The sequence below is a fragment of the Wenyingzhuangia sp. IMCC45574 genome, from assembly GCF_054182685.1.
Genome location: NZ_CM135169.1, coordinates 2,187,600 through 2,206,689, shown reverse-complemented (window position 1 = coordinate 2,206,689; position 19,090 = coordinate 2,187,600). Strand labels below are relative to the sequence as shown.

At 34.8% G+C, this 19,090-nt stretch carries 17 protein-coding genes; 9 read left to right on the top strand and 8 right to left on the bottom strand.

Annotation, left to right across the window (positions count from 1 at the left end; all coding sequences use genetic code 11):
- Window positions 1-21: 21 nt before the first annotated feature.
- The 3 genes from ACXHHC_RS09480 to ileS form a co-directional block, all read right to left on the bottom strand.
- Entirely contained in the window at window positions 22-621 is a 600-nt protein-coding gene (locus ACXHHC_RS09480) for a lipoprotein signal peptidase (protein ID WP_458226129.1), read from the bottom strand.
- Window positions 622-701: 80 nt separating this feature from the next.
- Window positions 702-1,088: a TraR/DksA family transcriptional regulator gene (locus ACXHHC_RS09475; RefSeq protein ID WP_458226128.1), complete on the bottom strand. Its 387-nt coding sequence runs from the start codon at window positions 1,086-1,088 to the stop codon at window positions 702-704.
- A 4-nt stretch (window positions 1,089-1,092) separates the two neighbouring features.
- Window positions 1,093-4,497: an isoleucine--tRNA ligase gene (gene ileS, locus ACXHHC_RS09470; protein WP_458226127.1), complete on the bottom strand. Its 3,405-nt coding sequence runs from the start codon at window positions 4,495-4,497 to the stop codon at window positions 1,093-1,095.
- A gap of 152 nt (window positions 4,498-4,649) precedes the next feature.
- Between ileS and ACXHHC_RS09465 the strand changes: the two genes are divergently transcribed.
- A complete protein-coding gene (locus ACXHHC_RS09465) occupies window positions 4,650-5,534 on the top strand; it encodes a DUF2167 domain-containing protein (RefSeq protein ID WP_458226126.1) in 885 nt (294 codons plus the stop codon).
- An 80-nt stretch (window positions 5,535-5,614) separates the two neighbouring features.
- Here the strand turns inward: ACXHHC_RS09465 and ACXHHC_RS09460 are convergent, their stop codons facing one another.
- Entirely contained in the window at window positions 5,615-6,361 is a 747-nt protein-coding gene (locus tag ACXHHC_RS09460) for a TerB family tellurite resistance protein (protein WP_458226125.1), read from the bottom strand.
- A gap of 219 nt (window positions 6,362-6,580) precedes the next feature.
- Between ACXHHC_RS09460 and ACXHHC_RS09455 the strand changes: the two genes are divergently transcribed.
- On the top strand, window positions 6,581-6,991 hold the full coding sequence (locus ACXHHC_RS09455) for a BrxA/BrxB family bacilliredoxin (RefSeq protein WP_458226124.1): 411 nt from the start codon (window positions 6,581-6,583) through the stop codon (window positions 6,989-6,991).
- A gap of 70 nt (window positions 6,992-7,061) precedes the next feature.
- On the opposite strand, the gene ACXHHC_RS09450 is transcribed toward ACXHHC_RS09455, so the two are convergent.
- The 4 genes from ACXHHC_RS09450 to ACXHHC_RS09435 form a co-directional block, all read right to left on the bottom strand.
- Entirely contained in the window at window positions 7,062-8,120 is a 1,059-nt protein-coding gene (locus ACXHHC_RS09450; RefSeq protein WP_458226123.1) for a hypothetical protein, read from the bottom strand.
- 881 nt (window positions 8,121-9,001) lie between these two features.
- Complete coding sequence (locus ACXHHC_RS09445) at window positions 9,002-9,685, bottom strand: RluA family pseudouridine synthase (protein ID WP_458226122.1); 684 nt, start codon at window positions 9,683-9,685, stop codon at window positions 9,002-9,004.
- Window positions 9,686-9,774: 89 nt separating this feature from the next.
- Complete coding sequence (yihA, locus tag ACXHHC_RS09440; RefSeq protein ID WP_458226121.1) at window positions 9,775-10,389, bottom strand: ribosome biogenesis GTP-binding protein YihA/YsxC; 615 nt, start codon at window positions 10,387-10,389, stop codon at window positions 9,775-9,777.
- A 2-nt stretch (window positions 10,390-10,391) separates the two neighbouring features.
- Complete coding sequence (locus tag ACXHHC_RS09435) at window positions 10,392-11,156, bottom strand: alpha/beta fold hydrolase (RefSeq protein WP_458226120.1); 765 nt, start codon at window positions 11,154-11,156, stop codon at window positions 10,392-10,394.
- 220 nt (window positions 11,157-11,376) lie between these two features.
- Here ACXHHC_RS09435 and ACXHHC_RS09430 point away from each other — a divergent pair, with 220 nt between their 5' ends.
- The 7 genes from ACXHHC_RS09430 to murD are packed head-to-tail and all read left to right on the top strand — an operon-like array spanning window position 11,377 to window position 19,089.
- Window positions 11,377-11,850 (top strand): division/cell wall cluster transcriptional repressor MraZ, encoded by a 474-nt coding sequence (locus ACXHHC_RS09430; protein ID WP_458229245.1) that lies wholly within the window; start codon window positions 11,377-11,379, stop codon window positions 11,848-11,850.
- Window positions 11,837-12,736 (top strand): 16S rRNA (cytosine(1402)-N(4))-methyltransferase RsmH, encoded by a 900-nt coding sequence (gene rsmH, locus ACXHHC_RS09425; protein WP_458226119.1) that lies wholly within the window; start codon window positions 11,837-11,839, stop codon window positions 12,734-12,736. The genes ACXHHC_RS09430 and rsmH overlap by 14 nt, the downstream gene beginning before the upstream one ends.
- 4 nt (window positions 12,737-12,740) lie before the next feature.
- Window positions 12,741-13,067, top strand: coding sequence for an FtsL-like putative cell division protein (locus ACXHHC_RS09420; protein WP_458226118.1), 327 nt, complete (start codon window positions 12,741-12,743; stop codon window positions 13,065-13,067).
- Window positions 13,068-13,071: 4 nt separating this feature from the next.
- A complete protein-coding gene (locus ACXHHC_RS09415; protein WP_458226117.1) occupies window positions 13,072-15,069 on the top strand; it encodes a penicillin-binding protein in 1,998 nt (665 codons plus the stop codon).
- 4 nt (window positions 15,070-15,073) lie between these two features.
- On the top strand, window positions 15,074-16,537 hold the full coding sequence (locus tag ACXHHC_RS09410; RefSeq protein WP_458226116.1) for a UDP-N-acetylmuramoyl-L-alanyl-D-glutamate--2,6-diaminopimelate ligase: 1,464 nt from the start codon (window positions 15,074-15,076) through the stop codon (window positions 16,535-16,537).
- Complete coding sequence (mraY, locus tag ACXHHC_RS09405) at window positions 16,537-17,751, top strand: phospho-N-acetylmuramoyl-pentapeptide-transferase (protein ID WP_458226115.1); 1,215 nt, start codon at window positions 16,537-16,539, stop codon at window positions 17,749-17,751. The genes ACXHHC_RS09410 and mraY overlap by 1 nt, the downstream gene beginning before the upstream one ends.
- Window positions 17,752-19,089, top strand: coding sequence for a UDP-N-acetylmuramoyl-L-alanine--D-glutamate ligase (murD, locus tag ACXHHC_RS09400; protein WP_458226114.1), 1,338 nt, complete (start codon window positions 17,752-17,754; stop codon window positions 19,087-19,089).
- The last annotated feature ends 1 nt before the right edge of the window (window position 19,090 follow it).

Below are 19,090 nucleotides of genomic sequence, written 5' to 3'. Positions count from 1 at the left end.
TTTATAGGATAGTTCTTAATGTTATTTCTTAGGAAAAATAGTTTTGCTAAAGAATATTAAAATCATCACTCCAATGGAGATTGCAGAATCTGCAATATTAAAAATAGCATTAAAGAAGGTGAAATTTTTTCCTCCCATTATAGGTAGCCATTCAGGTAGTTTTCCTTCCCAAATAGGAAAGTATAGCATATCTACTACTTTACCTTGGAAAACGGGTCTATAACCGTTGGCAGGGTCGAAAATAGACAGTGTATTGTAGTTAGATTCTGTAAATAATATTCCATAGATAACAGAGTCTATAATATTTCCTAAAGCTCCAGTAAAAATAAAAGCAATGGCAATAATTAATAAGTTATGTGCTTTTTCCTTAAGACTTTTATGCAACCAGTAACCAATACCAACTATTGCGAACAGTCGGAAAATTGTTAAAATCAGTTTCCCCGTTTTTCCTCCTAACTCGGTACCCCATGCAGCTCCGTTGTTTTCTATAAAGTGGATTCTAAACCAATCAAAAACATAAACCTCTTCTCCTAGATGAAAGTTTAGTTTAATGTAGATTTTACTAACCTGGTCAATTAGTAAAATCAAAACAATAATAAAAATTGATTTTTTTAAGTTCATATCGATTTGTTAAAAAGAAAAGTTTGCAATATAAATTACAAACTTTTTAATATGGCTTTTATTATAAAATAAATGTCGAATTATCTTTTTTCTGCTTTTTTAGCAGCAATACTTAAAGTAGCATGCGGTACTAATTTTAAGCGTTCTTTTTGGATTAATTTACCAGTTGCACGGCAAATTCCATAGGTTTTGTTTTCAATACGTAACAAAGCATTCTTTAAGTCTCTAATAAACTTTTCCTGACGAATAGCTAACTGTACGTTTGCTTCTTTAGACATTGTTTCAGAACCTTCTTCAAAAGCTTTAAACTGTGGAGATGTGTCATCTGTGTTGTTAGAGCTTCCGTTCTTGTAAGAACTTTGTAAGATTTCTAAATCTTTTTTTGCTTTTTCTATCTTGTTTAAGATAATTTCTTTGAATTCCGCTAAGTCTGAGTCACTGTAGACTACTTTTTCACTTTCTGCCATATCCTTAAATTTTATCGATCAATATTTTACTTTTAATTTCATCAAATTCAATTTCCAAACCATCATTTAGTTCAGATACAAATTCTAGTTTTTCCGTTAACGTTTCGCTCTTAATGTAAGACTCGTTAGTAAGAACAGCCTGTTCTAAAGCCTCGGTAGAAATAACAGATAGTTTTATTTTGTCAGTAACTTCTAATCCAGAATCTTTACGAAGGTTTTGAATTCTGTTTACCAGTTCTCTGGCAATACCTTCGCTTTTTAATTCTTCAGAAATCGTTACGTCTAAAGCCACTGTAAGTCCCCCTTGGTTAACTACTAACCATCCTTCAATGTCTTGAGAGCTAATCTCAACTTCTTCAATGGTTAAATCTACTAAATTTTCTTCAATCGTAATGGAAATTTTACCATCTCGCTCTAATTTAGCAATGTCTTCTTGGCTAAATTTTTGAATTTCAGCACCTACGAATCTCATATTTTTTCCAAACTTAGGTCCTAAAGCTTTAAAGTTTGGTTTTATGTTTTTTACTAAGATTCCAGAGGCATCGTCTAGTAGTTCTATTTCTTTTACATTTACTTCAGATATTATTAAATCTTGAACTGCTAAGATGTCTTCTTTTTGCTGCGCATCTAAAATAGGAATCATTACTTTTTGCAAAGGCTGACGAACTTTAATCATCTCCTTTTTACGTAGTGATAATACCATAGATGAAACTTGCTGAGCTTTTTGCATCTTACGTTCTAAATCTTCATCTATCTGAGCCGTATTTGCTGTTGGATAAGTAGCAAGGTGTACAGATTCGAAATCTTCTTTCCCTGTAGCAGTAATTAAATCTCTATACAAATTGTCGCAGAAAAATGGTGCAATAGGTGCTGCCAATTTTGTAACGGTTAACATACAAGTATATAATGTCTGATAAGCAGAGATTTTGTCTGTTCCATAGTCTCCTTTCCAGAAACGTCTTCTACTTAAACGTACAAACCAGTTAGATAAGTTTTCTGTAACAAATTCTTGAATCTCACGTGCAGCTCTTGTTGCTTCGTACTCGTTATAGAACTTGTCAGTTTTTTCTATTAAAGTGTTTAGTTCCGATAAAATCCAACGGTCTATTTCTGGTCTTTCGTTGTAAGCAATATCTGCTTCTTCGTATTTAAATCCGTCAATATTTGCATATAGGGTAAAGAACGAATATGTGTTGTATAAAGTTCCAAAGAACTTACGTCTTACTTCGTCAACTCCTTCTAAGTCGAATTTTAAGTTGTCCCAAGGATTTGCGTTAGAAATCATGTACCAACGTGTTGCATCTGGTCCATATTTGTCCATAGTAGCAAAAGGATCAACTCCGTTTCCTAAACGTTTAGACATTTTCTTACCGTGCTTGTCTAAAACCAATCCGTTAGAAACTACATTTTTATAAGCAACAGAATCAAAAACCATGGTACCAATAGCGTGTAATGTATAGAACCATCCACGAGTCTGATCTACTCCTTCTGCAATAAAGTTAGCAGGGTAAAACTCGTTGTTGTCAATTAATTCTTTGTTTTCAAATGGATAATGCTGTTGTGCGTATGGCATAGCTCCAGAATCAAACCAAACATCAATCAAATCAGATTCACGTTTCATTGGCTGACCTTTAGGCGATACTAAAGTAATAGCATCAACTACATTTTTATGTAAATCTATCTGATTGTAATTGCTGTCAGATAAATCACCAATTTCAAAAGCATCAAAAGAAGTTGGGTTTTCAATTCCAGCTGCACGTGCTTTTTCTATTTCTTGTTTTAATTCCTCTACAGAACTAATTAAAAGTTCTTCTGTTCCATCTTCGGTTCTCCAAATAGGCAATGGAATTCCCCAATAACGAGAACGAGATAAATTCCAGTCATTTGCATTTTTTAACCAGTTTCCAAAACGTCCAGTACCTGTAGATTCTGGTTTCCAGTTAATGGTTTCATTCAACTCGAACATACGTTCTTTTACGTCTGTCACTTTTATAAACCAAGAGTCTAATGGATAGTATAAAACAGGCTTGTCTGTTCTCCAACAGTGTGGGTAACTGTGCTTGTATTTCTCTACATTAAAAGCTTTGTTCTCTTCTTTTAGTTGAATTGCGATTTCTACATCTACAGATTTTTCTGGAACTTCATCTGCATTGTAGTAATCGTTTTTAACGTATTTTCCTGCATGTGGCCCTACGTGTTTTGTAAAACGACCTTGTAGGTCTACCAATGGAACAGGGTTGTCGTTATCGTCTAATACCAACATTGGTGGTACTTCTGGTTCTGCATTTTTTGCAACAAAGGCATCATCTGCTCCAAAAGTAGGTGCTGTGTGTACAATACCAGTACCATCCTCGGTAGTAACAAAATCACCAGAAATTACTCTAAATGCATTTTCTGGGTTTTCATAAGGTAGTACCCATGGTAATAATTGTTCGTATTTTATACCAACTAAATCTTTTCCAATAAATGATTCTGTAACCAGATAAGGGATTTTTTTGTCCTCTGGCTGGTACGCTTCTAATTCTTCTTCTGTTGCTACAGCACTAAATTTCTTAGAGAATTGTTTCGCAACTAAGTTCTTAGCTAGGATAACGTTGATTGGTTTCTTAGTGTATTGATTGAATGATTTTACTAAAACATACTCAATTTTTGGTCCAACAGTTAAAGCGGTATTACTTGGTAATGTCCAAGGAGTTGTAGTCCATGCTAAAATATGAACCTCTTCTAGTGTTTGTAAACTTTCTGGAAGTGTTTCCTTAATCGTTTTAAACTGAGCTACAATGGTAGTGTCTGTAACATCTTGGTAAGCCCCAGGTTGGTTAATTTCGTGAGAACTTAATCCTGTACCCGCTTTTGGCGAATACGGTTGTATAGTATACCCTTTATATAATAAATTCTTCTTGTAAATTTGTCCTAACAACCACCAAACAGATTCCATGTACTTAGGTGTATAAGTAACATATGGATCTTCCATATCTACCCAGTATCCAATACGTTCTGTTAAGTTGTTCCAAATATCGGTATACTTCATTACGGCTTTTTTACAAGCTTCGTTGTATTCCTCTATAGATATTTTAGAACCAATATCTTCTTTGGTAATTCCTAATTCTTTTTCTACACCCAATTCAACAGGTAAACCATGTGTGTCCCATCCTGCCTTACGTTGTACTTTAAAACCTTTCATGGTTTTGTAACGCGGGTAGATATCTTTAATAGTTCTTCCTAAAACGTGGTGAATTCCAGGCAGCCCGTTTGCTGATGGTGGTCCCTCGAAAAACACGAAAGGTTCTTTTCCTTCGCGGGTTTCAATACTTTTTTGGAAGATATCATTCTCTTGCCAAAATTTTAGGGTCTCCTCAGCAATGTTCGTTAAACTTAATCCCTTGTATTCCTTGAAATTTGCACTCATTTTTACCAAATTCTATTAAAGTGGCGAAATTACATTTTTAATTGTGGATTATCAATAGCAAGATTTAACTAATAGTTAATATAAACTATTGATTTTTAGTTTTGAATTAAAATAAAGTTATGTTTCTTTGGTTTTGATAAAAAAATAAAACTATGAAGAAGGTTCTTTTAGCATTTACAATGCTATTTGCAGTTGTCTCGTATGCAACTGAAGGAGATGAGTTAACACTAGAGGAGTTAGCTCTTATTAAAAAAATGGATAGTGTAAATAGTACGTTTACCTATTATTCTGGAATTAGGAAGTTAGACGGCGAATTAGCAGTGCTAAATATTCCCGAAGGGTTTACTTATTTAGAAGGGGATGAGGGAGCGTATGTTCTAGAGAAATTTTGGGGAAATCCTCCAAGTCAGATTATTGGTTTAATGTTTCCTGATAGCACTTCTGCTGTAAGTCCTGTGTTTAAGTATGCAGTAGAGATTACGTATTCTGAGGATGGTTATGTAAAGGATGAAGATGCTAAAGATTTGGATTATGATGATTTGTTAGAACAAATGAAAGAGGATGCTTTAGAAGCAAATAAAACCAGAGTTGAGCAAGGGTATCCTGCGATTGAATTAGTAGGATGGGCTACTCCTCCTTTTTACGATGAAAAAAACAAAAAATTACATTGGGCTAAGGAACTAAAATTTGATGGAGGCTCGGAAAATGTACTAAATTACAATGTTAGAGTTTTGGGAAGAAAAGGGTACTTAAACTTAAATGTTATTGCAGATATGAGTCAGTTAGATGTGGTAAATAAGGATATTGATAAGATTTTAAATAGTGTTCATTTCTCTAAAGGATATACTTATAAAGAATTTGATGCTGGTATAGATAAAATTGCAGCCTATGGTATTGGTGGTTTAATTGCAGGTAAAGTATTAGCTAAAACAGGAATTTTAGTAATGTTACTAAAGTTTTGGAAGGTAATTGCAATTGGAGTGGCAGGATTCTTTGGAGCATTTAAGAAAAAGTTATTTGGGTCTAAAGAAGATTAAATAACGATGATCCTAGCTTATATAACAACAAAGGGTTTCCAATATTTGGAAACCCTTTGTTGTTTATGGAATAGTGTGTTTTAAATACCTCTTTCTTTTTTGATGGTATCGTAAGCTTCTTGAATTTTTTGAAACTTCTCTTGTGCACCTTTTAAATGTTCTTCTCCCAAATGTCTTAGTTTGTCTGGGTGGTGCTGTTTTACCAATTTTCTATATGCTTTTTTAATAGTGTCGTTATCGTCACTTTTAGCAACTTCTAAAACTTTATAAGCACTTTCAGAATCGTTGTAAAACATGGCTTTAATAGAGTCAAAAGCGGTAGTGCTTATCTGTAGGTAGTTTGCAATGTTTCTAATGGTGTTTACTTCTACGTCTGCAACATGTCCGTCTGCTTGCGCTATTGAAAATAGAAAGTGGATTAATTGAGTTCTAGACTCTAAGGTCATATGATCTCTAATCTGTAAACAAACCTCAGAAGTAGAGATTGTTTGGTCGTTTATAATTTCTTTAAACAATTTAAAAGCATTATTCGCTCTGTCTTTTCCATATATCTGAACAAAATAGTTGCGAACATAGTCTAGTTCCTTTTGTAATATTTTACCGTCAGCTTTAATGACAACGGCAGCTAAAAATAATAGACTTATTTCAAAGTCTCCGGCTTGCGTTTGTTGGCTTTTGTGTTTTTCTTGAAAATCCGATTGGAATTCAGAAAAATCTGTAGAAGCTCCTTTAATAACATTCCCTATTAAGTAACCTAATACGAGTCCAATAGGTCCTCCTGCTGCCCATCCAAGTCCTGCTCCAATCCAGTTTGCAAATTTTTTCATAAAATAATTATCAGAGACAAACGCTCTTTTTTTGATTATGATGATGACTAAACAAGAACCTTGCCTTAGTTAAAATCGGTAGAAATGGCAGTTAATTTTCGTTGAAATCGTAATTATGTCATTCTAAAAGGAATTGGAATATTTATTGACTAACTTTGTATAGCTTTAAAGAGTAAGTCTTTAAATCATTGAATTTTTAAATCATTTAATACAAGAAATATGTATCCACCAGAATTAACTGCTCCAATGGAGGCTCAATTAGTAGCCGCAGGAGTAGCAGCGTTAAAAACACCAGAAGATGTAACTGCAGCTTTAGCAAAAGAAGGAACAACTTTAGTAGTTGTAAATTCTGTTTGTGGTTGTGCAGCAGGTACTGCTAGACCAGGAGTTTTAGCATCTTTACAAAATGCAAAATTACCAACACAAGCAACAACTGTTTTTGCAGGTGTTGATGGAGCAGCTGTTCAAAAAGCACGTGAATTTATGATTCCATTTCCTCCATCTTCTCCAGCAGTTGCGTTGTTTAAAGATGGTCAGTTAGTACATATGTTAGAGCGTCACCATATAGAAGGGCATTCTGCAGAAGCTATTGCAGCAAACTTGTCTGGAGCTTATGATGAGTATTGTTAAGCAATGTCTTTACGATAGTATAAAAAACCTCTAACACTTGTTAGAGGTTTTTTTGTGAGTAAAAATATTTTTATAATCCAGGGCTAGAGGTAAAAGGAACCGTACCATAGTTGGTTGTGGTGCATACATCAGGACTGTTGTAGAGTACGTTTCTTATAGGTTTAGAGCTTGTGTTAAATCCGCTAGTTGTACCGCTAACTGTAATTCTGTAATTACCATTGGTTGTAGATCCGTTTGTGTTGTCGAATCTAACTCCCATAGAAGGACCGTAGTACTCAAAGCCATTGCTCATTCCTGTATCATTTGGTCTTTTTAACTTAGAACTCCATTCTCCACAAGGAATATATTTTAAGAATGCTTGCTTTAATTTCGCATTTGTTGGTTTGTATATTGTTCTTACGTCAGTAATAGTTGTGTTAGAGAATTTACCATTTTTTAGTGTACCAACCTGATCTGTAATGTAGGTGTCTAAAGTTCCATTAATAGAAGCATCTGATAGTCTAATGGCCCATTGGTTTCCATTATTTCTTTTGTATCTGTTGCCAACAAATTTATTAGCACTTCCCGTTCCGGAAATTTTACTAGCAATAAAAGCTTTAAAATTATCACCACCTGCAGATGTTAAGGCGTAATCGTTGTTTGCATCAAAAACTTCTAAGAATCCGTGTTCTACTCGTACGGCAAAAGCACAACCTGTAGCGGTAATTCTTTTAGCATTTAATTTTCCGTTAACGGCAAAGTGAGGGGATAACATTAAAGGACATATTCCAGAAGTACATTTAATTACATCGGCATATACATTTTTAATTCCATAGGCTTTACCTCCTCCTTTAACAGCATCTTTCATGGTTTTGTCATCAGTTTCAAATCGTAGTGTAACTCCTCCAACGCAAGTAAGATTTTTAAAGAGTACATTAGAGGCTGAGTAAGCTTGAATTAATCCATAACCTGTATGCGAAATACCTGTTTGATTGATTCTGTCTATAACACCGTTTTTAGGCCAAGGTTGATTGTCTGTTGTTGATTTGATGTAGCTTAATAGAATAGAGGCTAAAGAGGTTCTTCTGTCTATAATAGTAAAGTTTGAAATTTTAAAATTTGTAGTTCTCCCCATTTTTACAACAGCCATGTTTTTATTAAGGTTGGTTGTAGCCGAAAGATCTACTGTAAATTTACCTCCAATACCAACAATACTAACATCGTTTACTCTAGAACCAGATCCTGCATTACCAATGCTAAAAATACGTCTAACATTATTGTTTGCTGGTTTTATTACTGTTCCCGCAGCAATTTCTAATTGTATTTTAGATTTTAATTGAATTTCATTCCAGCTATATCCTCCAGTTTTGTTAGGGATTTTTATAATAGCTCCATTAGGATTGTTGTTAATAACTGTTTGTAGTTGCGAACTAGTAGAGCCTGTAAAATTAACAACCGTTAATCCTGTAGGTTTGTTAAAGTAGGTTCCCGAACTATACCCTGTAGGTGCAGCTCCAAATTTGGCTTCTCCTGTTAGTTCAAAATTATCTATTTCGTTGCTAGTGGTTATTTCTGACTCTATTTCATTAGAGCAAGATATTCCTGCTAATAGAGTTGTGGAAAGTCCTAGCAGTATTATTTTTTTTTTTCATTTGTAGTTTCATTAACTTTCATTTTTGGTAAAACTTTTAAAAGAGCTTCTTAACTAGTATATATAGGAGGTCTTTTTTAGTTTTTATTTAGTGAAATAAAACTACAAGGTTTTTCTGTTCGTTTTTTAAGTTATGTTTAAAGGAGGTTGTTGTTTGTTGTTATAATGTTATTTTTTTTAATGTTTTAACAAATATTTATTTCAAATAACATGGTTGTTTTATGATTGTGATAAAATATATCTAATTATTACCGCATAGGTTTAAAGCTACTGTTGTAGTTTTTTGTATTTGTTCGGCTAGGGATCAGCTGCGTATATAGTTTCTACTTAGTGGTGTTAGAGTAGGTTTTTTTTAGGGAGTACTGTGCTAAGTTGTTGACTTAGATGTTTTTCCAAATAACATCATTAGGAACAGGTGCAGTAAAAGTTACCAATTCCTTTTTTACAGGGTGAGTGAACTCAATTTTACGGGAATGTAAATGAATACTACCGTCTTTATTACTTCTAGGGGCACCGTATTTTAAATCGCCTTTAATAATACATCCAATACTAGAGAGTTGAACTCTAATTTGATGATGTCTACCGGTTTCAAGTGTAATTTCAAACAGTTGGTAGTTATCTAGTTCCTTAATAAGCTCGTAGTGTAGAATGGCCTTTTTGCTATTTGGAGTATTTTCCGAACAGGTTCTAGATTTGTTGTTTTTTGGGTTCTTAACAAGAAAATTAGTTAAGGTTTGTTTTTTAGGAACTCCCTTTTTGTTAGTGACGGCCCAGTAGGTTTTGTGGATTTTTTTATCTCTTAAGTCTTTGTTTAGTCTTTCTAAAGCTTTAGACGTTTTTGCAAAAATTACAATTCCACTTGTGGGTCTGTCAAGTCTATGTACAACTCCTAAATATACGTTGCCGGGTTTGTTGTATTTGTCTTTAATGTACTCTTTAACAACTTCGCTAAGTGGCTTGTCTCCAGTTTTATCTCCTTGAGTAATATCACCAGCTCTTTTGTTGATAACAATGATATGATTGTCTTCAAAAAGAATTTGTAAGTTGTTCTTAGTAGAGTGCATATACTAGATTTAAGATTTTTTTGGTTTACAATAAATAGGTAGAGTTTGTCAATCTAGTATCTTACTACTCGTATCCTATATTCTATGTATTACAGATTGCCTCCGTAAAAATCTTTGTTTACTTGGTCTATAAAGTGTAAAATTTCTTCTTTACCACTTTTGTTAGATGATGAAGAGGTAAAGTAAGTAGGGAAATCTGCCCAGTTTCCTTTAAGCATAGACTCTTTGTATTTTGCAATATTTTGAGCTACTGCTTTAGGTTTGAGCTTGTCTGTTTTTGTGAAAATTACACAGAATGGAATTTCATTTTCAGCTAAAAACTCCATAAAATCTACATCAATTTTTTGAGGAGTATGTCTAGAGTCTATTAAAACAAAAGTACATACGAGTTCTTTTCTTTGTTTAAAATAAGCTGTAATAAAGCTTTGGAACTCCTTTTTAGTAGATTTAGAAACACGTGCATATCCATAACCTGGTAAGTCTACCAGAAACCAATTTTTGTTGATTTTAAAATGGTTAATTAACTGTGTTTTACCCGGTGTGCTTGATGTTTTGGCTAGCTTATTCCTGTCGGTTAACATGTTTATAAGAGAAGACTTACCAACGTTAGATCTTCCAATAAAAGCATATTCTGGAATAGGTTCCGAGGGGCATTTGCCAACTTCGGAATTGCTAATAATAAATTCAGCAGATTTTATCTGCATTGTTATATGTTTTGTTTATTAAACCAAGCAACTACAATGTCGTTAAATAATTCTGGATGTTCTCTCATAGGAGCATGTCCACATTTATCAATCCAGAATAATTCAGAATTTGGCATTAATTTGTTAAAGTCTTCAGCAACCTCAGGTGGTGTAACTCCGTCTTGTTTTCCCCAGATTAAGCAAGTAGGTAAGTGCATGTCTGGTAGGTCTTTGGCCATATTGTGTCTAATAGCACTTTTTGCCAATGCAAGAATTCTAATAGCACAGTTTCTGTCGTTTACTACTTCAAAAAGGTTGTCTACCATCTTTTTGGTAGCTGTTTTTGGGTCGTAAAAAACTTCTTCTGTTTTTGCTTTTATGTATTCGTAATTTCCTCTTTTAGGGTAAGTGTCTCCCATTGCTTTTTCATACAATCCAGAGCTTCCTGTTAAAACTAACGAATGTACAAGTTCCGGAAAAGCTTTGGTTAAGTACAATGCCACATGTCCACCTAATGAGTTACCAATAATGGTAGCTTGTGGAATGTTTTTAAACTCCATAAAGTTCTTTACGTATTTTGCAAGATTCTTTACGTTGGTTTTTATAATTGGCAATGTGTATATAGGTAATTCAGGTACAAGAACACGATATCCTTGCTTAGAAAAATAATTCAAGACACCATCAAAATCATCTAAAGTACCCATTAAACCGTGTAAAACTATTAAAGTTTTACCTTCACCAGCTTCCAAGTATTTAAATTCGCCTTCCGTTATTAAATTATGTACCATCCTAGTTCTCTTAGCTTACATTCGGCACAAATGTAACCTTTTTTTTCATAAAAATCCACGGCTAAAGTTATATGACCAAAAGTTTAACAAGGGTAATTGTAATTGGTTGATATTGAAAAATATACAAAAGAAGATGTCTTGATGTAAAACTTATTAACAATAGTGGGGTAATGTGGTAAATTGTGGTAAAATATTTATATTTTTGAAAAGTTATACGGGGATGGATACTTTAATAGGAACATATGAATGTAAAGCAGATGCGAAAGGTCGTGTGATGCTGGCAGCTGCTTTAAAAAAGCAGCTAGAACCGGTTGTGCATGAGGGGTTTGTGTTAAAACGTTCTGTTTTTCAGAAGTGTTTAGAGTTGTATCCTATGGCGGAATGGAAGAAGGTAATGGGGCAGGTAGGAAAGCTAAATAGGTTTGTAAAAAAGAACAATGATTTCATTCGTTTGTTTACTTCGGGTGTAAAATTGATTGAATTGGATAGTACAGGGAGATTGTTGCTTCCAAAAGATTTGTTGGCTTTTTCTGGTATAAAAAAAGAGGTTGTCTTCTCTTCTGCAATTTCTATTATAGAGATTTGGGATAAAGACTTGTATGAGAATGCGGTTGACGGTGCTGTAGATGATTTTGCGGAATTGGCAGAGCAGGTAATGGGAGGTTTAAATTTAGAAGAAGATGAATTATCATAATCCAGTATTATTAAAAGAGAGTGTAGATGCCTTGGCTATTAAGCCAGGTGGTGTGTATGTGGATGTGACTTTTGGAGGAGGTGGTCATTCCAAGGAGATTTTATCTCGATTGGGAGATGCTGGTAAATTGTATGCTTTTGATCAGGATCCAGATGCGCACGAGAATGCTATAGATGATGAGCGTTTTACGTTGATACCACAAAATTTTAGATATATAGAGCGCTTTCTTAGGTTTTATGGTGTGAGAAAGGTAGATGGGGTGTTGGGAGACTTTGGTGTTTCTTCTCATCAATTTGATGAAGCTGATAGAGGGTTTTCTACTCGCTTTGATGCAAAGTTGGATATGAGGATGGATCAGAGTTCTGAAGTGAGTGCTTGGAATATTGTAAATGAATACTCTCAGGAGGATGTTGCAAATATTTTGTTTCAATACGGAGAATTAAGAAATGGAAGGGCAATGGCCAAGGTTATTGTGGCTGCCAGAGAAGAAAAGAAAATAAATACAAGTTTTGAGTTAAAAGAAGTGTTAGCTCAATTTTTGCCAAAAGCAAAAGAACATAAAATTTTAGCGCAAATATTTCAGGCATTACGAATTGAGGTGAACGAGGAGTTAGAAGTGTTAAAAGAGTTTTTAACTCAAATTCCTGCAGTTTTAACAGAGGATGGTAGATTGAGTGTAATTTCATATCACTCTTTAGAAGATAGATTGGTAAAGCGATTTATTCAGAATGGGATTTTTGAGGGGTTGCCAGAGAAAGATTTTTATGGGAATATAAGTGTTCCTATGCAGAAAGTTGGAAAGTTGATTTTACCTACCCCAGAGGAGATCAAATTAAATAACCGAGCGCGAAGCGCGAAGTTGAGAATTGCTAAGTTAAAATTATAGCTGTATGATGGGGGTTGGTGACTTTTTTTCAGGCTTGTTAAAAGGAGATTTCTTAACAAAAAGAGAGTCTTCACAAAACTGGAAGGTGATTTTTACCATTTTGGGAATGTCAATTGTAATGATTACTTGCTCCCATCAAACAGATGAAAAAGTGATAAAGATTGCGGCCTTGCAAAAACAAATAAAAGTGTTAAAGGCCGAATATATAGATAGTGCTACAAAAGTGACTCGATTAAAGATGGAGTCTAGTATAAAAGGAAAGGTGGTAGATGAGGGTTTAGTTCCTTCTTCAACTCCACCAGTTAAAATAGTAGTAAAAAAAGAAGACTAGAGCTTTGAGTGCAACAGATAAAAAAATCATAGACAGATTAGGATGGCTAGTGCTAGGACTAGCGGTCTGTTTTGTGGTGCTTGCTATTCGTGTTGGACTAATTCAGACTGTTGAGGGAGATAAATATAAAGACATACTGTCTAGTCGTACTATAAAAACAGATACCATTTTTGCGAATAGAGGAAACGTGTACGCTGCTTCGGGAGATTTGTTGGCAACTACCATGTCTAAATATACGGTAAGGATGGATGTTGTGTCTGCTGTTAAGAACAAAAAATTTGATGAAGGGGTAAATGCTTTGGCAGATTCTTTAGCAGTAATGTTTGGAAAGTCTTCTACTTATTACAGGAATTATTTAAAGACTGCAAAAAGAAGAAAGAATCGTTACTTATTTATAGCAAGAGATCTTGGGTACATAGATTATGTGCGTTTAAAATCTTTTCCTGTTTTAAAGCATGGTAAATATAGAGGTGGTTTAATTACCGAGCAAAGAAATGTAAGAGCCAGACCATTGGGCGAAATGGGGGTGAGAACCGTAGGTTATGCGGATTATAGAGGTCATGTAGGTATAGAGGGGGCTTTTATCAATCATTTAAAAGAGCATAATGGTTGGCGTAAGAAACAAAAAATAGCCAAAGGGCAGTGGAAGCCTATTAATGATAAGAATGAGCAGGAGCCTCAGGATGGTAGAGATGTAATTACAACCATTGATGTGAATATTCAGGATGTAGCTCACAATGCATTGTTAAGTCAGTTGGTAAAGTTTGAGGCTGATCATGGTTGTGCGGTGGTGATGGAAGCAGAGACTGGTGATGTAAAAGCTATTGTGAATTTAGGAAGATCTGCACCTGGTAAATATTTTGAGAAGAGAAATTATGCGGTTTATGAGGCTCAAGAACCAGGCTCAACATTTAAGTTGGCTAGTTTGTTAGTGGCTTTGGAAGATGAAAAAGTGGATACGGGTAAGGTGGTAGATACCGAGAAAGGTGTTATTAAGGTATATGGAAGAAGTATTCGCGATTCTCATAGAGGTGGTTACGGAAAAGTTTCGTTGGCAAGGGCTATTGAAGTTTCTTCTAATGTTGGAATTGCCAAAATGGTGATGGAGAATTACAAAAGCAATCCGCAGCAGTTTGTAGATGGGGTAAAAGATTTAGGTTTTGGAGAAAAAATAGGTATACCAATAAAAGGAGAAGGAACTCCGTTTATTCCAGATCCTAAGTACGTTAAAAAAGGAGATCCTAAAAGTTGGAATGGTTTGTCTTTGCCATGGATGGCGTGGGGCTATGGAATTAAAATTACGCCATTACAAATTTTAACATTTTACAATGCTATTGGGAACAATGGAATTATGGTTCGTCCTAAGTTTATCAAAGAGTTAAGGAATCAAGGAATTGTAGAGGAAACTTTTAAAACAGAAATTATAAAGGAACGAATTGCATCAGAAGAAAATGTGTTGAAGTTGCAAGCAATTTTGGAGAATGTGGTTAAAAGAGGTACTGGAGAACGATTGTACTCGCCTAATTTTTCTATGGCGGGTAAAACAGGAACATGTCAGGCAGAGTATTGGACGGGGAATACACAGTATATCTCTTCTTTTGCAGGATTTTTTCCGGCTAAGAATCCAAAGTATTCGTGTATTGTAGTTGTTAATAAGCCTAATAAAAGAAAAGGGTATTATGGAGCAACGGTAGCGGCTCCTGTTTTTAAAGCGATTGCGCAAAAAATTTATGCAAGCAATTTACAAGAGCAGGAAGTGAGTATGGAAGATGAGTTGTCTGTGGCTGTTTTAGATAAGGCAGAAGAAAAATTTTACAAGGCAAATACCAATACAGAACTAAAAATGCCAAATGTAAGAGGGATGGCTTTAATGGATGCTGTTTCTGTGTTAGAAAATAAAGGGTTAAGAGTAGCAATCCATGGAAAAACAGATTGGGTAAAAAGACAGTCAATTTTAAAAGGAACTAAAATTAGAAAAGGACAACAAGTAGTGTTGAACTAGCTTTATGGAATTACAAAAAATATTACATAGCGTAACAGTTTTAGAAAGTATCAATCTAAAGAATTCTTTAGAGGTTGGTGCTATTGCTTTTGATTCTAGAAAAGTGAAAGAAGGGACTTTGTTCTTAGCTCAGAGAGGGGTACATGTAGATGGACATAATTATATTGCCAAAGCCATTGATTTAGGTGCGGCTGTAATTGTGTGTGAAGAGTTACCAAGCGAATTAAAAGATGAGGTGGTTTATGTAAAAGTAGCAGATTCAACCATTGCCTTGGCTGAGTTAGCTGCTAATTTTTACAATCATCCATCTAAAAAAATAAAGTTAGTAGGTGTTACCGGAACGAACGGTAAAACTACTGTAGCGAGTTTACTGCATCAACTATTTCAGTTGTTAGGTTATAAAACAGGATTGCTTTCCACTGTTAAAGTAGTGGTGGATAAAGAGATTTTTCCAGCTACACATACTACACCAGATTCATTAACTATTAATGAGTGCATGTCAAAAATGGTAGATGCTGGTGTGGAGTATTGTTTTATGGAGGTGAGTTCGCATGGAATTCATCAAGCTAGAACGCATGGTTTAGAATTTAATGGAGGTGTTTTTACCAATATAACACACGATCATTTAGATTATCATAAAACTTTTGCTGAGTATAGAGATGTTAAGAAGGCATTCTTTGATGGTTTGTCTAAACATGCTTTTGCTTTAACCAATGTAGATGATAAGAACGGGAACTTTATGTTGCAAAATACCAAGGCAGCAAAAAAGTCGTATGCACAGAAAACATTGGCAGATTATCGAATCAAAATTTTAGAAAAGAGTTTTTCTGGAATGTTGTTGCAAATCAATAACCAAGAGGTTTGGGTACAATTGGTGGGTGGTTTTAATGCATCTAACCTTGGGGCTATATATGGTGTGGCTAAAGAATTAGAGGTTGATGAAAATGAGTTGCTAATTGCTTTGAGTCAATTGAAGAGTGTAGATGGAAGATTTCAGTATCAGGTTTCTACAACAGGGATTGTAAGTGTTGTAGACTATGCCCATACTCCAGATGCACTAAAGAATATTTTAAGTACTATAAAAGATATCATTCAGCCAGAAACCAAGATAATAACTGTTGTAGGTTGTGGTGGTGATAGAGATAAAACTAAAAGGCCTAAAATGGCCAACATTGCGGCAACATACAGTGCTCAGGTAGTTTTAACTTCTGATAATCCAAGAACGGAAGATCCCGAAAAGATTTTGGAAGATATGGAGGCTGGAATTTTAGCAGATGATTTGTCTAGAGTTTTAACAATTCAGGACAGAAAACAAGCGATAAAAACAGCATGTAAGCTGGCGAATAAAGGAGATGTGGTTTTGGTGGCTGGTAAAGGACACGAAACCTATCAAGAAGTAAATGGAAAAAGGAGCTATTTTAACGATAAAGAAACATTAATGGAAACTTTTCAAACACTAAAGAAGTAATGTTATACTATCTATTTGACTATTTAGAAAATCAATTTCAATTTCCTGGAGCAAGTTTGTTTCAGTATATCACATTCCGTTCTGCATTGGCGTTTATGACTGCTTTGCTATTGTCTAGTATTTATGGAAGAAGGTTGATAGACTTTTTACGTAAACAACAAGTAGGAGAAACCATTCGTGATTTAGGTTTGGATGGTCAAGTTCAAAAAGCAGGAACTCCTACCATGGGAGGAATCATGATTATTGTCGCAACTTTAATTCCGGTATTTCTATTTACAAAGTTAGATAATATCTATGTAGTTACTTTAATTGTAGCAACGCTTTGGATGGGGACTATTGGTTTTATAGACGATTATATCAAGGTGTTTAAAAAAGACAAAGAAGGGTTAAAAGGAAAGTTTAAGGTGTTGGGTCAGGTTGGTTTAGGGTTGTTTGTTGGAGCAATGTTGTATTTCCACCCGTCTGTAACAATGAAAGAAGAGCTGCCTTTTTCTGAAAAAGTAGCCAATACGCATTTGTTTGGGGAAGCTCATAAATCGGTAAAGACAACTATTCCTTTCTTAAAAAATAATGAATTCGACTATGCTGCCTTGATTTCTTGGATAGGAGATGGAGCGGCAGATTATGCTTGGATCATTTTTATACCAATTGTAATTATTATCGTAACAGGTATTTCTAATGGAGCTAATTTAACAGATGGTATAGATGGGTTGGCAGCAGGTTCCTCTACAATAATTGTGGCAGTACTTGGGGTTTTCTGTTGGGTGTCTGGGAATATTGTGTTTTCGGATTATTTAAATGTAATGTACATTCCGAATTCCGGGGAAATGACAGTGTTTGTAAGTGCCTTTGCAGGTGGTTTGATAGGTTTCTTGTGGTACAATACTTATCCGGCTCAAGTTTTTATGGGAGATACAGGAAGTTTAACCATTGGAGGAATTATAGCGGTAATTGCAATTGCGGTTCGTAAAGAGTTATTGATACCAATTTTAGCGGGGATTTTTGTTGCTGAAAATATGTCGGTGATATTACAGGTAGGATACTTTAAGTATACTAAGAAGAAGTTTGGTGAAGGAAGAAGGATCTTTAAAATGGCTCCATTGCATCACCATTATCAAAAGAAAGGATACCATGAGAGTAAAATTGTTGCACGATTTTTAATTGTTGGAATTTTATTGGCGGTGTTAACTGTAGTAACCTTAAAGATGAGATAGATGGAGAGAGTTGTTGTCTTAGGAGCAGGAGAAAGTGGAGTGGGAGCAGCCATCTTAGCCAAAAAGCTAGGGATGGATGTTTTTGTTAGTGACCGATCGGAAATTAAGAGTCCGTATTTGGAAACGTTGCAAGAAAATGAGATTGCTTTTGAGTCTGGACAACATACGCAGGCGTTAATTGATAATGCTGCTATAGTCGTTAAAAGTCCTGGTATTCCAGAGCGAGTTCCTTTAATTCAGTTATTGTTAGGGAAGGGAATTCCGGTAATATCAGAAATAGAGTTTGCAGGTAAATACACCGATGCTTTAATTATTGGGATTACGGGGTCTAATGGAAAAACCACCACAACAATGTTAACGCATCACTTGTTAAATGAAGCTGGGTACCACGTAGGAATTGGAGGAAACATAGGAGATAGTTTTGCCAAGCAAGTAGCGAATGAGGATTATTTAAAATATGTATTGGAGTTAAGTAGTTTTCAGCTTGATGGGATAAAAGATTTTAGACCACATGTAGCAGTAATTACAAATATTACTCCAGATCATTTGGATCGATATGATAATGATTTTGAGAAGTATGTAGCTTCTAAATTCCGAATCACAATGAACCAAAAAGCATCGGACTATTTAATATACGATGCAGACGACCCGGTAATTGTGGCGGGTATAGAAAAACACAAACCCAAAGCTCAGCTGGTGCCTTTCTCGTTAGTAGATAAGCAGCAAAGGCCAGGAGCTTATGTTAAAGAAGATGAAATTGTAATAAAAACAAATAAAGAGAAATTGAAGATGAGTATTTCAAAATTACCATTAGCAGGAAAACACAATACAAAGAATGCAATGGCTGCAGGATTGGCAGCACAATTGTTAAAAGCTAGAAAGAAAACAATTTTGGAATCGTTAGAGAGTTTTGAAGGAGCTGAACATAGATTGGAACATGTTTTAAAAGTAAATGGTGTAGCGTATATTAACGATTCTAAGGCAACAAACGTAAACGCAACTTTTTATGCATTGGAATGTATGAATGAGCAGACCGTTTGGATAGTTGGAGGAGTGGATAAAGGGAACGATTATGCGGAGTTATTTCCATTGGTAAGAGAAAAGGTAAAGGCAATTATTTGTTTAGGATTAGATAATACTAAGATTAAAAATGCGTTTGAAAATATTGTTGATTTTATTGAAGAGGTAGAGTCGGCAGACGATGCCGTAAGAGTTGCTTATAGATTAGCAGATAAAGGAGAAACGGTATTGTTGTCTCCGGCTTGTGCTAGTTTTGATTTGTTTGAGGATTACGAGGATAGAGGAAGAAAATTTAAGGACGCAGTAAGAAGATTATAGC

What these genes read in the sequence shown, in the direction of transcription:
- ACXHHC_RS09465 (WP_458226126.1), top strand. Translation starts at nt 4,650, where the DNA reads ATGAAGAAGGTTCTTTTAGCATTTACAATGCTATTTGCAGTTGTCTCG.
- ACXHHC_RS09420 (WP_458226118.1), top strand. Translation starts at nt 12,741, where the DNA reads ATGATGGGGGTTGGTGACTTTTTTTCAGGCTTGTTAAAAGGAGATTTC.
- ACXHHC_RS09480 (WP_458226129.1), bottom strand. Translation starts at nt 621, where the DNA reads ATGAACTTAAAAAAATCAATTTTTATTATTGTTTTGATTTTACTAATT.
- ACXHHC_RS09460 (WP_458226125.1), bottom strand. Translation starts at nt 6,361, where the DNA reads ATGAAAAAATTTGCAAACTGGATTGGAGCAGGACTTGGATGGGCAGCA.
- ACXHHC_RS09455 (WP_458226124.1), top strand. Translation starts at nt 6,581, where the DNA reads ATGTATCCACCAGAATTAACTGCTCCAATGGAGGCTCAATTAGTAGCC.
- yihA (WP_458226121.1), bottom strand. Translation starts at nt 10,389, where the DNA reads ATGCAGATAAAATCTGCTGAATTTATTATTAGCAATTCCGAAGTTGGC.
- ACXHHC_RS09475 (WP_458226128.1), bottom strand. Translation starts at nt 1,088, where the DNA reads ATGGCAGAAAGTGAAAAAGTAGTCTACAGTGACTCAGACTTAGCGGAA.
- ACXHHC_RS09435 (WP_458226120.1), bottom strand. Translation starts at nt 11,156, where the DNA reads ATGGTACATAATTTAATAACGGAAGGCGAATTTAAATACTTGGAAGCT.
- murD (WP_458226114.1), top strand. Translation starts at nt 17,752, where the DNA reads ATGGAGAGAGTTGTTGTCTTAGGAGCAGGAGAAAGTGGAGTGGGAGCA.
- ileS (WP_458226127.1), bottom strand. Translation starts at nt 4,497, where the DNA reads ATGAGTGCAAATTTCAAGGAATACAAGGGATTAAGTTTAACGAACATT.
- mraY (WP_458226115.1), top strand. Translation starts at nt 16,537, where the DNA reads ATGTTATACTATCTATTTGACTATTTAGAAAATCAATTTCAATTTCCT.
- ACXHHC_RS09430 (WP_458229245.1), top strand. Translation starts at nt 11,377, where the DNA reads ATGGATACTTTAATAGGAACATATGAATGTAAAGCAGATGCGAAAGGT.
- ACXHHC_RS09450 (WP_458226123.1), bottom strand. Translation starts at nt 8,120, where the DNA reads ATGGCTGTTGTAAAAATGGGGAGAACTACAAATTTTAAAATTTCAAAC.
- rsmH (WP_458226119.1), top strand. Translation starts at nt 11,837, where the DNA reads ATGAATTATCATAATCCAGTATTATTAAAAGAGAGTGTAGATGCCTTG.
- ACXHHC_RS09445 (WP_458226122.1), bottom strand. Translation starts at nt 9,685, where the DNA reads ATGCACTCTACTAAGAACAACTTACAAATTCTTTTTGAAGACAATCAT.
- ACXHHC_RS09410 (WP_458226116.1), top strand. Translation starts at nt 15,074, where the DNA reads ATGGAATTACAAAAAATATTACATAGCGTAACAGTTTTAGAAAGTATC.